Here is a 15,070-nt window from a genome sequence, read left to right on the forward strand (position 1 = left end):
GAGGCAGAGGTGAGCGCGATGACGATTTTGATCTTGTACGAATCCGTGACGGGTAACGCCAAAGGGATGGCCCGGATTTTGCAGCTGTTCTTTGAATGCGAAGGGGCAACGGTCACGGTGGGTCAGATGCAGCAAACCGACGCCGCGGTGATGGCCAATTACGACGCCGTGATCATTTCCACCTACACCTGGCTGGGCGGCATTGTGCCGCCGCCAGTCAATGACTTCTATGAAGACATTCCGCAGGTGGATCTCAGCAAGCCAGTCGTCGTCGGCGTGGCTGGCACCGGCGACCCGTGGTACGGCAAGGATTACAACACCGCGCCTGACCTGTTTGACGCCGCGTTTGAGCAAGCTGGCGCCGTGGTCGGGGCGGCCCCGGTCAAGATCGAGCAAGGCGCCGAAAAGTCTGACATGCCGGCGTTCGCGGCGTTCGTGAAGGCCATTATCGCGAAGGTCAAGGACGTGCAGGCACACGCAAAGGAGTGAGCAATATGGCAGAAGAAACCATTTTCTTCAATCCCGGTGACGCCATCGCCAGCGACTACGATTTCCAGGCCGCACGGCGGTCGGCGGAGATTTTTAAGGTGGACCACGCCTCGACTAAGGGGCTGATCGTGGCCAAGGACGGTCAGGGCCGCTTTGATGTGTTTTACGAAGGCGCCGACACGGATCCGAATGCCGGCAAGGAGAAGCCGACCCGCTATACAATCTTGGCACGGCTGTGATGCGGCGCAGACTATGGGCCTCACTTGGGCTGGTCGCCGGTTTGACGACCCTGGCAGTTGTCGAATGGTGGCTGCTGCGGCCGCTGGCACCCAACCCGTTTCTCGTTGGCCTGGTGGGTTTGGTGATGGGTGGCCTATTGGCGCTGCTGATTAGTTTTTGGTGGCCGCGGCGCCGTTAGCCCGCTGGTGTGGTATACTGTTCTGGTAACAAAAAGTAAGCGAAAGGATCTGATCTCATGGCGACATTGACACAAGAAATGAAAGACATGATCGGCTCACAACTCAACTTTTTAGCCACGGCGGATGAAAATGGGAATCCGCAAGTCGGCCCGAAAGGCACCATGCGGGTCTTTGATGACCATCACCTGATCTACAACGAGGAAACCGGGCGTCACGCTTGGCACAACCTGCAAAACAACGGCAAGGCCGCGGTGGCTTCAGTCGACCGCAGCAAGCTCAAGGGCTTCCGCTTTGAGGGCACCGTTGAAATTCACAAGGATGGCAAGATTTTTGACGACGCGCAGGCCTTTGCGCAAAGCAAGCACCTGCCGGCCGCAATTGCCGCAGTGGTGATTTCCGTTGACCGCATCATCAAGCTCGATGCTGGCCCCAACGCCGGCACCGTGATCGAAGAAGATTAAGCTTTAACCGAAAAGCACCCCACCAAGCCTGATGACTTGGTGGGGTGCTTTTGCGTACTTAGGCGGTGGGCTGACCCACGCGGTCCAGGTGGCTTTTGACAATGAGCTTGGCGATGGCCTTGGCGATGTTTGCGTTGCGCAGGATCGGGCCGTGGGCGTAGCTGCCAAACGTGTTTTTGTAGCGCATGCCTTCCACGCCGTCATCTGGGTTGTTGCCGTAGCCTTGAATCATTTTGCCCAGTGGGTGCAGCTTGTCCTTGTCGTCAAAGTACGTGCGGCCGCTGTGATTCTCGAACGCCTTGACTGTGCCGTATTCGGTTTCAAACTCGGTGTCGCCGATCATGCGCGCGTCCGCCTTGAACACGGTGTGCAGCGGCAGGATGCCGAGGCCCTTGATGGTGGTACCGTCTGAGGTCTTGTAGTAGGCGCCGAGCAGCTGGTAGCCGCCGCAGATGGCCAGCATCGGTTTGCCCGCCTCAATGTAAGTGGTCAGCGTGTCCTTGAAGCGGGGCAGGTCCTTGGCCACAACGGTTTGCTCGTAGTCCTGGCCGCCGCCGAAGAAGACAAAATCATAGTCCGCCGCGTTAAACGGGGTGCCCAAGCTGACGTTGTCCACAACGACCGAGTAGCCTTCCTGGCCCAGCCAGTAGCGCAGGATCTTGACGTCGCCGCTGTCCCCGTACGTGTTCATCAGGTCTTCATATAAGTAAGCGATGCGAATTGGCTCTGCCATAGCGCGCTTCCTTTCTCGTTCTACTTGCGCACAATTTTAGCACACGAAGCCGTAAAGCAAAAGCACCAAGGCGGCGGCGAAAACGCGGCCAATCGCGGTGGGCAGTGTTTTTCGGCCCGGATGTCAGGTTGTGACTGGCGGCCGATTAAGTTAAACTAGAGGGTGTCGTGAAACCAGTAAAAAGTTTCACACTGTGCGGGGCTAAACCCGGGCAGAGAAGGGAGGCAGACTAATGGATGAAGCCGAGTTTAAGGCCGCGGTGGCGGCACTGGGGACTGCGCCTACCGCCGCACAGCTGGCACAATTCGCGCGCTACTACCAGGAATTGGTGGCAGCCAACGAACACGTGAACCTGACGGCGATCACCGAGCAGCCGGCAGTCTACCTCAAGCACTTTTATGATTCCCTGACGCTTTTGGCCGCTGCGCCGCAGTTGTTGACCGAACCCCTGACGGTGTGTGACGTCGGGGCCGGGGCAGGTTTTCCGTCCCTGCCGGTCAAGATCATGGCGCCGCAGCTGGACGTGACGATCGTTGATTCGCTCAACAAGCGGATCGCATTTCTCGAAGCGCTGGTTCAGACGCTGGGCCTCAGCAGCGTCCACCTTTACCACGACCGGGCCGAGACGTTCGGCGGCAAGCGCAGTGCGCACCGTGAGGCCTATGATGTGGTGGTTGCCCGCGCCGTGGCGCCGCTGAACGTGCTAGCTGAGCTGTGCCTGCCGCTGGTGCGGCCGGGCGGCCAGTTTGTCGCGCTGAAGGGCAGCAAGGGCGAGGAAGAAATCACCCATGCCAAAACCGCGTTCGGGGAGCTGGGCGGCAAGCTCAATCAAGTGAAAACCCTCAGCCTGCCGAAAACCGGCGATCCGCGCACCCTGATTGTTGTCGACAAAGTCAGCACCACCCCGGGCCGGTTCCCGCGCAAACCGGGAACCCCCAGTAAGCAACCGTTAGGAGGTTAGCCATTGGCACTCTTTTTTGGTAAGAAAAAACCGCAAAGCAATAACACGGTCGTGCAAGAGCTGCCGTTATCTGCCATCGTGCCCAACCGCTTCCAGCCCCGCAAGGTGTTCAGTCCGGACGCCATCAAAGAACTGGCGGACACGATTTCCGAACACGGGCTGCTTCAGCCGATTGTGGTGCGCGAGTACGAGTCTGACCACTACGAGATCATCGCCGGCGAGCGCCGCTTTCGCGCGATGCAGTCGCTGCATTTTGAGAAGGCACCGGCCATTGTTCAGAAAATGAGCGATGAGGAATCGGCAGCGATGGCGCTGATTGAAAATCTGCAGCGCGAGGGCCTGTCCCCAATCGAAGAGGCCGAGGCGTACACCGACCTCATGAAGCTGAACGCGATGACGCAACAGGACCTGGCCAAGCAGCTGGGCAAGAGCCAGTCGTTTGTCGCCAATAAGCTGCGCCTGCTGAAGCTGTCCGATTCGGTCCAAGATGCGATCATGAACGGCCAGCTGTCCGAGCGCCACGGCCGCGAGCTGCTGAAAGTGGATGATTACCACCAGCAGCTGCTGCTGCACGAGATTTTGGCCAATCACCTGACCGTGAAGGAAACCGCCCAGCTGGTCGATGAAACGCTGGGCGTGAAACCCGCCGATGCCGCCGTCGAGCAGGTCAAGTCGACGACCGCGGCGAAGGACCAAGGCAAGGCCAAGAAGCCGCGCCGGCGCCGCAAGCCGATCACCAAGGACGCGCGCATGGCGGTCAACACCTTGAAACAGTCGGTCAAGCTGATCGAAGACGCCGGGCTGACCCCGCAGGTGAAGGAAGAGGAGACCGCTGCGGCCTACCGCTTCATCATCGAGATTCCCAAGGGAAAGAAGTAGGAGGGCAAGATGGCAGCACATGTAATCGCAATCGCGAACCAAAAAGGCGGCGTCGGGAAAACCACGACGACCATCAATTTGGGGGCCTGTCTGGCCAGTGCCGGTAAACGCGTCCTCATTGTTGACGCTGACGCCCAGGGCAATGCCACGTCCGGCGTTGGCGTGCCAAAGGCCGAAGTCGAAAAGGATATCTACGATGTGCTGGTTTCGGAAGAGCCGATTCAGTCGGCCATCATGAAAACCAAACACCAGAACCTCTCGATCGTGCCCGCCACCATTCAACTGGCCGGCGCGGAAATCGAGCTGACCAACCAGATGGCGCGCGAAATGCGGCTCAAGCTGGGCCTGCAGCCGGTGCTCGACCAGTACGACTACGTGCTGATCGATTGCCCACCGTCTTTGGGCCAGCTGTCGATCAACGCATTCACCGCGGCCAACTCGATTCTGATTCCGGTCCAAAGTGAGTACTACGCGCTGGAGGGGTTGAGCCAGCTGCTCAACACGGTGCGTTTGGTGCAAAAGCACTTTAACCCGACGCTGAGTATCGAAGGCGTGCTGCTCACGATGTACGACGCCCGCACTAACTTGGGCGCGCAGGTGATCGAAGAGGTGCGCAAGTACTTCGGCGACAAGGTGTACGATGTGGTCATTCCGCGCATCACCCGTCTGGCAGAGGCGCCGAGCTACGGCCTGCCAATCATTGATTACGATCCGAAGAGCAAAGGCGCAGAAGTATACGAAGCGTTGACTAAGGAGGTGCTAGCGGCCCATGGTGAATAAAAACAACAAAGGCTTAGGGCGAGGCATCGATGCCATTTTCAAGGACTTCGAAAGCCCAGATCTGACGGTGAACAATGTGGACGAACTGCCCCTCAAGGACATTCGCCCGAACCCGTACCAGCCGCGCAAGTCGTTCGACCAGGCGGCCTTAAGCGAGCTGGCCGCGTCGATCAAGCAAACCGGGGTGTTTCAGCCCATTATCGTGCGCAAAAGCGTCTCCGGTTACGAGATCATCACCGGCGAGCGGCGGTTCCGTGCGTCCAAGCTTGCCGGCAAGAAGACCATTCCGGCGATCATTCGGACCTTTGACGATCCAGAAATGATGGAAATCGCGGTGCTGGAGAATCTGCAGCGCGAGGACCTCACCCCGCTCGATGAGGCGCAGGCTTATGATACACTGATCAAGAAGCTCAGCCTGACCCAGGCGGAAGTCTCCAAGCGCCTCGGTAAGAGTCGGCCATACATCGCCAACTACCTGCGCCTGTTGACCCTGCCGGACGCGGTCAAGAAGCTGCTGAACGAGAAAAAGCTGTCAATGGGCCAGGCCCGCACGCTCCTGTCGCTCAAGGACAAGAAGCGCCTGGTGCCGCTGGCCAAAAAGACGGTGCAGGACAACCTGACCGTCCGCCAGCTGGAGCGCCTGATCAACCAGATGAACGAGGGCGCAAAGCCCGCCAAGAAGCCTGCGCCCAAGTCGCCATTTTTACGCGAAAGCGAGCACCAGCTGCAGGATCGCTTCGGTACCAAGGTCAACATCGCCCAAAGCAAGCAGGGCAAGGGTAAAATTGAGATCGACTTTGAAACCCAAGACGACCTCACCCGCCTGCTGGATCTGTTCAACGTTGACCTGAATTAATCAGCAAGGGGGAATCCGGATGTATGAGCTGCACGATCGCGTGCTGATGAAAAAGCCGCACGCCTGCGGCACCAACGACTGGGAGATCATTCGTGTCGGTATGGACATCAAGATCAAATGCACCGGGTGCGGGCACATCGTCATGATGAGCCGTCATGATTTCGATCATAAAATGAAGAAGATCCTGGTAAAAGCAAACAGCGAAAAGGAAAGTGAGTAACGCAATGGCATTAACAGCAGGTATCGTCGGCTTGCCCAACGTCGGTAAGTCCACATTGTTTAACGCGATCACAAAGGCGGGCGCCGAAATGGCGAACTACCCCTTTGCGACCATCGACCCCAACGTCGGCATGGTCGAAGTGCCGGACAGCCGCCTGGCCCGCATCGACGAGCTGATCCCGGCCAAGAAAATCATCCACACGACCTTTGAGTTCACGGACATCGCCGGCATCGTTAAGGGCGCGTCCAAGGGTGAAGGCCTGGGCAACAAGTTCCTGGAGAACATTCGCCAGGTCGACGCCATCGTGCACGTGGTCCGCGCGTTCGACGACGACGAAATCACCAGCGTCACCGGTAAGGTCGACCCGCTGGACGACATGGAGACGATCAACTTAGAGCTGGCCATCGCCGATCTCGATTCCGTTGACAAGCGCTACACCAAGGTCCAGAAAGTCGCCAAAAGCGGCGACAAGGAAGGCAAGGCGGAGTTCGCCGTGCTGGAAAAGATCAAGCCGGTGCTGGAAGCCGGCAAGCCGGTTCGCTCTTTGACGTTCACCGAGGACGAGCAAAAAATCGTCCACGGGCTGTTCCTGCTGACCGACAAGCCCGTCCTGTATGTCGCGAACATCGCGGAGGCCGATATGGCCGATCCCGATGCGTCGCCGTACGTTCAGCAGATCAAGGCTGAGGCCGCCAAGGAGAACGCGGAAGTGATCGCGGTCTCTGCCCGCACCGAAGAGGAAATTGCCGAGCTGGACGACTCAGACAAGGCCGATTTTCTGGAGGCCGAAGGGGTGTCAGAATCCGGGCTGGACAAGCTGATCAAGGCCAGTTACCACTTGCTGGGGCTGGCGACCTTCTTCACCGCCGGCGGGCCGGAAACGCGCGCTTGGACCTTCAAGAAGGGCATGAAGGCGCCGCAAGTGGCCGGGATCATTCACTCCGACTTCGAGCGCGGCTTCATTCGGGCCGAGACGATGAGTTTTGCCGACCTCGATAAGTACGGCTCGGTGCAGGCGGTCAAGGAAGCCGGCCGTTACCGCTCTGAAGGCAAGGAATACGAAGTGCAGGACGGGGACATCATCGAGTTCCGGTTCAACGTTTAGGGGGAACAATTGTGACGGAAAAACCAGTCAAAGAAGCCGAAGCAGTGGAGGAAGTCGTTGACGTCGACGCCTTGCTGGGCAAGCTCTCGAAGAAAAATGACGAGTACGTGTTCAAACTGCGCCGGATCCTGACCGATCACCAGTGGTCGGAAGAGCGCCAAAAAACCGTGCTGCAGGAAATGTTGCCGGAAATTATCACGGCCCAGCACCAAGGTAAGCCGGCCACTCAGCTTTACGGCCCGGTCACGGAAAAGGCGAACAGCCTGATCCACCGACCGAAGAAACGCAAGAAGGTGCCATTTTGGCTGAACGGGCTGGACTTGATGTTCCTGTTTTCCAGCATGTTCGGTTTAGTGTACGGGGTCATGGGCTACTTCAACCGCAACAAGCCGCAAGTCGCCAGCGGCAACGGGCTGCTGTCGCTGCTGCTGATGGCCGCCGTCGCCGGCTTTGCCTTTGCCTACTACAATGAGTGGAGCACCAAGAAAAAGGCGGACCGGCGCAAGACCTGGCAGGTCATGGTGATGATGGTCATGGTCATCCTGGTGGGCTCTTGGGCCGCTGGGGCGGTCGGCATGATCAAGTCGCCGATCACCTCGCCAATGCAGTGGCCGGTTTACCTGGTCGTGGCCGTGGTCACGTACGGTATTCACTACCTGCTCAAGCGACGCTACCACCTGCGTGGGTTGATGGCCCAATAAGCCGAACTTTTGGCTACCTTGGGTCACATAAATCTTGAATATAACGAACGATCTATTTTAACTTGGGGTAATTGAGCCGAATCATTCGGAGCTGGCTCTTGAAAAATGAGATATTTTTCATTTACAAACCGCGCTGGGGCAAGGCTCAGCGCGGTTTTTTGCGTCTCCATTGACGCTGTACGGTTCCCAGTGCTATGCTGGTCAACAACAAAAAACGAAAGAGGGCTCTCACTTGAGTAATTGGGACACGAAGTTCGCGCGTAAAGGATTTACGTTTGACGATGTGCTGTTGATCCCTGCAGAAAGTCACGTTTTGCCGCAAGATGTTGATTTGAAAGTGCAGCTCGCACCGAACCTGAAGTTAAACATTCCGATTCTGTCCGCCGGCATGGATACGGTCACCACTTCCGCGATGGCCATCGCCATGGCGCGCCAGGGTGGCCTCGGGGTCATTCACAAGAACATGAGCATCGCCCAGCAGGCCGACGAGGTCCTGACGGTGAAGCGCTCCGAAAACGGCGTCATCATCAACCCGTTTTTCCTGACGGCCAATGACCCGGTTTCAGCGGCTAATGCACTGATGAAAAAGTACCGTATCTCTGGCGTACCGATTGTCGATTCCAAGGATTCCCGCAAGCTGACCGGCATCATCACCAACCGCGACCTGCGCTATGTCACCGATCACAGCGTCGCGATCGGTTCCGTGATGACCAAGGAAGGCCTGATCACGGCCCCAACCGGCACTTCGCTGCAGGAGGCTGAGCAGATTCTCCAGGCTCACAAGATCGAAAAGCTGCCGTTGGTTGACGAAGACGGCCGCCTGTCCGGTTTGATTACCATCAAGGACATCGAAAAGGTCGTCGAGTTCCCGGCTGCCGCCAAGGATGATCATGGCCGCCTGCTCGTGGCCGCTGCGGTCGGCGTCACCTCTGATACCTTTGAGCGCGCCCAGGCGCTGCTGGATGCCGGCGCTGATGCCATCGTCATCGACACGGCCCACGGTCATTCCGCCGGCGTACTGCGCAAGGTCAAGGAGATCCGCGCCCACTTCCCGAACGCGACGCTGATCGCCGGCAATGTGGCCACCGCAGAAGGCACCGCAGCCCTTTACGACGCTGGTGTTGACGTGGTCAAGGTCGGCATCGGCCCTGGCTCCATCTGCACCACCCGTATCGTCGCCGGTGTCGGCGTGCCGCAGCTGACCGCCGTTTATGACTCGGCTACCGAGGCGCGCAAGCGCGGCAAGGCCATCATCGCCGATGGCGGGATCAAGTATTCTGGTGACATCGTCAAGGCCCTGGCCGCTGGCGGCACCGCCGTCATGCTGGGGTCCATGCTGGCCGGGACCGACGAAGCGCCTGGCGACATGGAAATTTATCAGGGTCGCCGGTTCAAGACCTACCGCGGCATGGGCTCGCTCGGGGCAATGGAGCAGGCGCACGGCAGCAAGGACCGCTACTTCCAAAGCGGTGTCAACGAAGCCAAGAAGCTGGTTCCGGAAGGCATCGAAGGCCGTGTTGCCTACAAGGGCAGTCTAGCCGATGTGATTTATCAGATGGACGGCGGCCTGCGCTCAGGCATGGGCTACGTCGGCGCCAAGACAGTGACCGACCTGCAGGATAACGCCCAGTTCATCCAAATCTCCGGCGCGGGTCTGCGCGAAAGTCACCCGCATGATGTTCAGATCACCAAGGAAGCGCCTAATTACTCGGTTGAATAAACTGATTCGACCGCTTTTCGGCCCCGATGCAAGCAGCCCGCTTGCACCGGGGCTTTTTGCGGCCACTTCCTTAAGAATTTCCAGCTCCTGGCCAAAGGCGTAAGCAGGCTTGCAGTCCTTTTGGTACAATGAAGGCGGACTGAAGACTTTTCTGCAAATGGGAGTCGGTCAGTCGTGTCCATTTAGCGGCGGTGAAGATGCGCCTTTGCAGCCTTAGTCGCGCTCGGACTAAAACCGCCCCGCTTCACAAGCTTATCCTAGTCGCGCTCCGGCGGGCAACGCCCGAGCATCTAGCTACGCCACAGGCCTCGCCGCCAAAAGCAGCGGCAATGCCTGTGTCTAGGCTAGCTGTCGGGCTAAAACCGCCCGCCTTCGCAGCCTTATTTAAAAGGAGCCCTAAACATGAAAATTCTCATTGTGGATGACGACAAGGAAATTGTTGAACTCCTCAGCATTTACGTCAAAAATGAACATTACGAACCAATTGAAGCATACAGCGGCAAAGAGGCCATCACGAAGCTGGCCACGAATCCCGACATCGCGCTGATGATCCTCGACATCATGATGCCGAACATGTCCGGCATCGATGTGGTCAAGCAGGTGCGCAAGGATTCGCAGATCCCCATCATCATCGTGTCAGCCAAGACCGGCGATATGGATAAGATCCAGGGACTGATTACCGGCGCCGACGATTACGTCACCAAGCCGTTCAATCCGCTGGAAGTGATGGCGCGCGTCAAGAGCCTGCTGCGCCGCTCCACCAACAACGTTACCAACACCGAGCCGGATAAGCTCGAGGTCGGGCCGCTCACCATCATGAAGGACAGCCACGAAGTTACCACACTGACCGGTAAGCAGATCCAGTTGACGGCGCTTGAGTTCGGTATTTTGTACCTGCTGGCCAGTCACCCCAACCGGGTCTTTTCCGCCGATGAGATTTTCGAGCGGGTCTGGCAGCAGGAGTCGATTGTGTCGGCCAAAACCGTCATGGTCCATGTGTCGCACCTGCGTGACAAGATCGAAGAGGCCACCGGCGGCGAAAAGGTGATCGAAACCGTCTGGGGTGTCGGCTACAAAGTCGAGGCCTAAGCATGGGAGAAAAAGTCCGCCTGACCGGCAAGGAAAAATCCGAGCTCTGGTTTGAAGGGGTCGTCACCATCGTGCTGCTTTTGATGCTCAACTTTGCCCTGTTCGTCCTGCTCAAGGAGCTGGTGGATCTCAGCCAGCAGCTGCAGGATTCGATTTGGAGCGTCAAAAACGTGCTGACGTTCGGCCAGGACAAGCAGCACCTGTGGTCCTGGCGCAGCGTCTTCATGGTTGCCATGGCGGTGCTCGATGTGATTGTCGTGTACTGGCGCCTGATTCGCCGTTATCGCCAGATCCAGATGCGCCACGTCATCCGCGAACTGCATTACATCGCCGATGGTCACCTGGATCACCGCATTCAGTTCAGTGTCAGCACCGACCTGCAAAAGGTGATCAACTCGATCAACGCGCTGGTCGACTCTACCGTTAACTCGATGGAAGAAGAACGGCGGATCGAAAGCAGCAAGGACGAGCTGATCACCAACGTGTCCCACGACATTCGCACGCCGCTGACCTCGATCATCGGCTACCTTGGGCTGATCGAGGACAAGCAGTACAAGAGCGATGAGGAGCTGGTCAAGTACACGCAGACCGCGTACCTAAAGGCCAAGCAGATGAAGGTGCTGGTCGAGGACCTGTTTGAGTACACGAAGGTCCGCCAGACCACCACGCCGCTGAACCCAGTGAAGTTCGACATGCTGGCGATGCTGGAACAGCTGGCCGCCAGTTTCGAGCTGGAAGGGCAAAAGCACCACCTGCGCTTTGTGGTGTCCGGCCGTCCGAATCCGCTGATGATGGAAGCTGACACCGAAAAGCTCGGCCGAGTCTTCAACAACCTGATCGCCAACGCCTTGAAGTACGGCAAAGGCGCCCACCACATTTTCCTGACGGCCGAGGCCGTGGGCTCTGAAGTGGTGATCAAGGTGCAAAACGACGGGGAGCAAATTCCCAACGATTCACTCAGCAAGCTGTTCGACCGCTTCTACCGGGTCGAGGGCTCGCGCAACCAGGAAACTGGCGGCACCGGGCTGGGCCTGGCGATCGCGCAAAGCATCGTCACCTTGCATGGTGGCTACATTTACGCCGACTCGACGCCTGAGCTGACCAGTTTTGTGATTCACCTGCCGCGCACCTTGGGGCAGACGCTCAAGCCTGACCAGAAAATCAAAAACGAATAATGAGGAGTTTAACAATGAAAAAACTTTGGCGCGGCCTAGTCGTTTTGGTCGCAAGTCTTTCTGTGTGGGCCGCGGCGGCCCCAACCAGTGTGGCGGCAGCGACTAACGTTGACGTTGACGCAAAAGCGGCCCTCGCCGTGGACGCCGAATCCGGCCAGATCCTGTACCAGAAAAACGCCGACCAGGTGCTGCCAATCGCGTCGATGACCAAGATGATCTCGCTGTACCTGGTGCTGCAGGCGATTCACGACGGCAAGCTGAAGTGGACCGACACCATCTCACCGGACAACGCGATTTACACTCTGGCCAAGGACACGAGCCTGTCCGGGGTGCCGCTGGAGCCTGAAAACAAGTACACGATCAAGGAGCTTTACCAGGCCAGCGTGATTTACTCGGCCAACGACGCGATGATGCTGCTGGCCAACGCGGTGGCGGGCTCGCAGGAAGCGTTTGTGACGAAGATGACCAGCCTGCTCAACGGCTGGGGCATTAACGACGCCAAGATCGTCAACGTGACCGGGCTGAACAATTCGGAGCTGAAAACGGACCGGGTGCCGGGCACGCCGGCTGATGCGGAAAATGAAATGTCGGCCAAGGACATGGCGATCGTGGCCAAACACCTGCTGAACGACTACCCGGAGATCCTGGACACCACGAAAATTACGAGCATGACTTTCCGTCCCGGCACCAGCGACGCCACCAAGATGGATAACTACGACTGGATGCTGAAGGGCCTGGTTTCCGCGCAAAAGGACCTGCCGGTTGACGGGCTGAAAACTGGGACCACTGACCTGGCGGGGAACTGCTTCACCGGGACGGCCAAAAAGAACGGGTTTCGGGTCATCACCGTGGTCCTGAACGCCGGCGGCACCGCCCAGACGCGGCGCTTTGACCAAACGGCCAAGCTGATGCGCGCCGTGTTTGCCGATTGGCAGCCGCTGACTGCGACCGTCAAGGGGCAGACCGTCACCGGCCATAAGCACCTGGCGGTCAACAAGGGGAAGCAGACCAAGGTGGCGCTTGAAGCCGCCGAAAACGTCTCGGTGCTGGTGCCGACCAGCGCCTCTGCCAAGGACCTGACTTACCACTACACACCGGCCAAGGGCTTTGCCAAGCAGGCGGAAGCCCCGGTCAAAAAAGACACCACGGTCGGGCAGCTGACTGTTGACGCCAAAGACGAGAAGCTGAGTTACCTAGGAAACGCAGCCGGTAATCAAACCAAGCTGGTCACGGCCACTAAGGTCGAAAAGGCCAACTTCTTCACGCTGCTGTTTCGGGGTATCGGAGAATTTTTCAGTCATTTGTTTTAACGACGACGCCAATCAACGCCTAGTTGGGAGGCATATTCATGGTTCAGTATCACAAGATTACAGAAGACGGAATGAAAACGCTCAAGGCGGAAAAGGTGTTGCTTCAGGCCGAGCGGCCGCACAAAATCAAGGCGCTGGCCGAGGCCCGCGCTTTGGGCGACTTGTCGGAAAACGCCGAGTACAGTGCGGCAAAGTATGAGCTGCACCACCTGGAAGGGCGGCTGCGGTACTTAGACAAGGTCATCCGCTACGGCCAGGTCGTGTCCGCGGATCCCAAGCCGATCGCCGATTTGGGGAAAAGCGTGACGCTGCGCTTCGACGATGACGAGGACGTGACCACGTTCCGCCTGGTCGGGCCGCATGAGGCGGCGATGAAGCCGGGCAACTTGGCCATCAACTCGCCGCTGGGCCGCGGGTTAAACGGCCGCAAGGTGGGCGACACCGTGACGGTGAACGCCCCGAGCGGCGCCTACCAGGTCACCGTCGTCAAGCTGGCCTGAGCCTATGCTATAATTGCTCGTGAACAAACACAGAGGAGTCTAAACATGGCACTTTCATTGCACGCATGCATCTTGCTCTTAAAGGAGCACCACCTGCTGAAAAGCAGCGCGGTTCAAAGCGACCTGGACACGGACATGTCCGGCATCGCGTACGATTCTCGCAAGGTCTCCGGCCCGACGCTGTTCTTCTGCAAGGGCACGCATTTCCGGCCGGTTTACCTGTCGATGGCCAAGGACAACGGCGCGACGACCTATGTCGCGGAAAAACCTTACGTTGAAGGCAACGGGATGAACGCGCTGATCGTGGTCAACATCACCAAGGCGATGGCGATCCTGGCCGCGGCGTTTTACGATTTTCCGCAGGACGACCTGTTTGTGGTCGCCTTCACCGGCACCAAGGGCAAGACCACCTCGGCGTACTTTGCCCGCGGTATTTTGGAGCAGGCACACCCCAAGCACGTGGCCCTGTTTTCGACTATTGACACCATCGTGGGCCCCAATCCCGATCAACGCTTCAAGTCCGATCTGACCACCCCGGAATCCGTCGACCTGTTCCGCAACATGCGCGCGGCCGTCGACAACGGCATGACTCACCTGGTGATGGAGGTGTCCAGCCAGGCCTACCTGCGCAACCGCGTGTTTGGGCTGAGCTACGACGTGGGCTTTTTCCTCAACATCACGCCGGATCACATCGGCCCCAACGAACACCCGAACTTTGCCAACTACCTGCACAACAAGCTGCAGCTGCTGGTGAACTCGCGCCAGGTCGTGATCAATGCCGAAACCGAGCATTTTGATGAGGTGTACGCGGCGGCCACCACGACCACGTATCCTGATTCGATTTACCTGTTTGCCAGTGCCGACTTCAAGCCCAAGCGCGATGACATTCGCATCGATTTTCGCTTCGACAGCAAGGCGCTGAGCACGACGCGGAGCCAGTTTCAGCTGGTGCCGGTGACCGACAAGGCCGCGGCGCTCAATGTGTCGGGCAAGTACACGCTGAAGCTGATTGGTGACTTCAATGAAAGCAACGCCACGGCCGCCATCATCGGCGCCGGCCTGGCCGGGGTTGATGGCGCCAAGGCGATCCCTGGCATCGAAAATGTCACGATCCCCGGCCGCATGGAGCACATCGAAGTGCCCGGGCACGGCGTGGTGTACGTGGATTACGCGCACAACTACGGCGGCATGAAGGCGCTGCTGCACTTTCTGAAGGCCGAGTACCATGATCCGCGCATGCACGTGGTCCTCGGCGCCCCGGGCGACAAGGGCGTTTCGCGCCGGCCAGGGTTTGCCAAGGTGCTCAGCGAGTATGCGACCACCGCGTACCTGACCACCGACGATCCGGGCTTTGAAGATCCGGCCAAGATTTGTGCCGAAATCGATGCCGGTATCGACCACGAGAAGGTCACCGTGCACACCGTGCTGGATCGCCACGAAGCAATTGAAGCGGCCATCAAAGAAAGCGGCCCAGACGATGTCGTGATCGTTGCGGCCAAGGGCGCGGACCCGTACCAGAAAGTCCGCGGCGTCAACACCCCGTGGCCAACTGACATGGTCGTGGTCAAGGACGTGGCCGCAAAGCTGGCGGCGAAGTAACTTAAGCTTCTCGGCAAAATCAAAACGCGACCCTTTTCGCTACAGGCGAAAGGGTCGCGTTTTTGCGTGGCGG

General features: G+C 58.4%; 18 protein-coding genes. 17 read left to right on the forward strand and 1 reads right to left on the reverse strand.

Annotation, left to right across the window (positions count from 1 at the left end):
• Nucleotides 1-18: 18 nt before the first annotated feature.
• From JUE30_RS06365 to JUE30_RS06380, 4 genes are read left to right on the forward strand one after another with little or no spacing between them, the layout of a single operon-like run.
• Nucleotides 19-489, forward strand: a complete 471-nt coding sequence (locus JUE30_RS06365) for a flavodoxin domain-containing protein (RefSeq protein WP_203624127.1) — start codon at nt 19-21, stop codon at nt 487-489.
• Nucleotides 490-494: 5 nt separating this feature from the next.
• Nucleotides 495-728, forward strand: coding sequence for a hypothetical protein (locus tag JUE30_RS06370; RefSeq protein ID WP_125754964.1), 234 nt, complete (start codon nt 495-497; stop codon nt 726-728).
• The gene (locus JUE30_RS06375; protein ID WP_203624128.1) at nt 728-907 is read left to right on the forward strand and encodes a hypothetical protein; all 180 of its coding nucleotides are present in this window, start codon (nt 728-730) and stop codon (nt 905-907) included. Before JUE30_RS06370 ends, JUE30_RS06375 begins: the two co-directional genes overlap by 1 nt.
• Before the next feature lie 57 nt (nt 908-964).
• Complete coding sequence (locus JUE30_RS06380; protein ID WP_125754966.1) at nt 965-1,369, forward strand: pyridoxamine 5'-phosphate oxidase family protein; 405 nt, start codon at nt 965-967, stop codon at nt 1,367-1,369.
• A gap of 58 nt (nt 1,370-1,427) precedes the next feature.
• Here JUE30_RS06380 and JUE30_RS06385 read toward each other — a convergent pair whose 3' ends face one another.
• Nucleotides 1,428-2,102 carry a type 1 glutamine amidotransferase gene (locus tag JUE30_RS06385; RefSeq protein WP_203624129.1) on the reverse strand — a complete coding sequence of 225 codons (675 nt, stop codon included), beginning with the start codon at nt 2,100-2,102 and terminating at the stop codon, nt 1,428-1,430.
• Between the two features lie 232 nt (nt 2,103-2,334).
• On the opposite strand from JUE30_RS06385, the gene rsmG reads away from it, so the two are divergent.
• From rsmG to JUE30_RS06450, 13 genes are all read left to right on the forward strand, one after another.
• Entirely contained in the window at nt 2,335-3,063 is a 729-nt protein-coding gene (gene rsmG, locus JUE30_RS06390) for a 16S rRNA (guanine(527)-N(7))-methyltransferase RsmG (protein WP_203624130.1), read from the forward strand.
• A gap of 3 nt (nt 3,064-3,066) precedes the next feature.
• Nucleotides 3,067-3,942, forward strand: a complete 876-nt coding sequence (noc, locus tag JUE30_RS06395; RefSeq protein ID WP_203624131.1) for a nucleoid occlusion protein — start codon at nt 3,067-3,069, stop codon at nt 3,940-3,942.
• Between the two features lie 9 nt (nt 3,943-3,951).
• Entirely contained in the window at nt 3,952-4,722 is a 771-nt protein-coding gene (locus JUE30_RS06400) for a ParA family protein (RefSeq protein ID WP_203624132.1), read from the forward strand.
• Nucleotides 4,712-5,578, forward strand: a complete 867-nt coding sequence (locus tag JUE30_RS06405) for a ParB/RepB/Spo0J family partition protein (RefSeq protein WP_125754971.1) — start codon at nt 4,712-4,714, stop codon at nt 5,576-5,578. Before JUE30_RS06400 ends, JUE30_RS06405 begins: the two co-directional genes overlap by 11 nt.
• A gap of 19 nt (nt 5,579-5,597) precedes the next feature.
• Complete coding sequence (locus JUE30_RS06410; RefSeq protein WP_125585323.1) at nt 5,598-5,798, forward strand: DUF951 domain-containing protein; 201 nt, start codon at nt 5,598-5,600, stop codon at nt 5,796-5,798.
• 4 nt (nt 5,799-5,802) lie between these two features.
• On the forward strand, nt 5,803-6,903 hold the full coding sequence (gene ychF / locus JUE30_RS06415; protein ID WP_203624133.1) for a redox-regulated ATPase YchF: 1,101 nt from the start codon (nt 5,803-5,805) through the stop codon (nt 6,901-6,903).
• 11 nt (nt 6,904-6,914) lie between these two features.
• Nucleotides 6,915-7,604, forward strand: a complete 690-nt coding sequence (locus tag JUE30_RS06420; protein ID WP_164506140.1) for a DUF1129 domain-containing protein — start codon at nt 6,915-6,917, stop codon at nt 7,602-7,604.
• Between the two features lie 232 nt (nt 7,605-7,836).
• Nucleotides 7,837-9,324: an IMP dehydrogenase gene (gene guaB / locus JUE30_RS06425; RefSeq protein ID WP_203624134.1), complete on the forward strand. Its 1,488-nt coding sequence runs from the start codon at nt 7,837-7,839 to the stop codon at nt 9,322-9,324.
• Between the two features lie 402 nt (nt 9,325-9,726).
• Complete coding sequence (locus JUE30_RS06430; RefSeq protein ID WP_125754975.1) at nt 9,727-10,413, forward strand: response regulator transcription factor; 687 nt, start codon at nt 9,727-9,729, stop codon at nt 10,411-10,413.
• Nucleotides 10,414-10,415: 2 nt separating this feature from the next.
• The gene (locus JUE30_RS06435; protein ID WP_203624135.1) at nt 10,416-11,588 is read left to right on the forward strand and encodes a cell wall metabolism sensor histidine kinase WalK; all 1,173 of its coding nucleotides are present in this window, start codon (nt 10,416-10,418) and stop codon (nt 11,586-11,588) included.
• A 14-nt stretch (nt 11,589-11,602) separates the two neighbouring features.
• Complete coding sequence (locus tag JUE30_RS06440) at nt 11,603-12,898, forward strand: D-alanyl-D-alanine carboxypeptidase family protein (protein WP_203624136.1); 1,296 nt, start codon at nt 11,603-11,605, stop codon at nt 12,896-12,898.
• A gap of 38 nt (nt 12,899-12,936) precedes the next feature.
• Nucleotides 12,937-13,398 carry a transcription elongation factor GreA gene (gene greA / locus JUE30_RS06445; RefSeq protein WP_203624137.1) on the forward strand — a complete coding sequence of 154 codons (462 nt, stop codon included), beginning with the start codon at nt 12,937-12,939 and terminating at the stop codon, nt 13,396-13,398.
• A gap of 45 nt (nt 13,399-13,443) precedes the next feature.
• The gene (locus JUE30_RS06450; RefSeq protein ID WP_203624138.1) at nt 13,444-14,997 is read left to right on the forward strand and encodes a UDP-N-acetylmuramoyl-L-alanyl-D-glutamate--2,6-diaminopimelate ligase; all 1,554 of its coding nucleotides are present in this window, start codon (nt 13,444-13,446) and stop codon (nt 14,995-14,997) included.
• Nucleotides 14,998-15,070 lie beyond the last annotated feature (73 nt).

Source organism: Lacticaseibacillus sp. 866-1 (assembly GCF_016861825.1).
GTDB lineage: Bacteria > Bacillota > Bacilli > Lactobacillales > Lactobacillaceae > Lacticaseibacillus.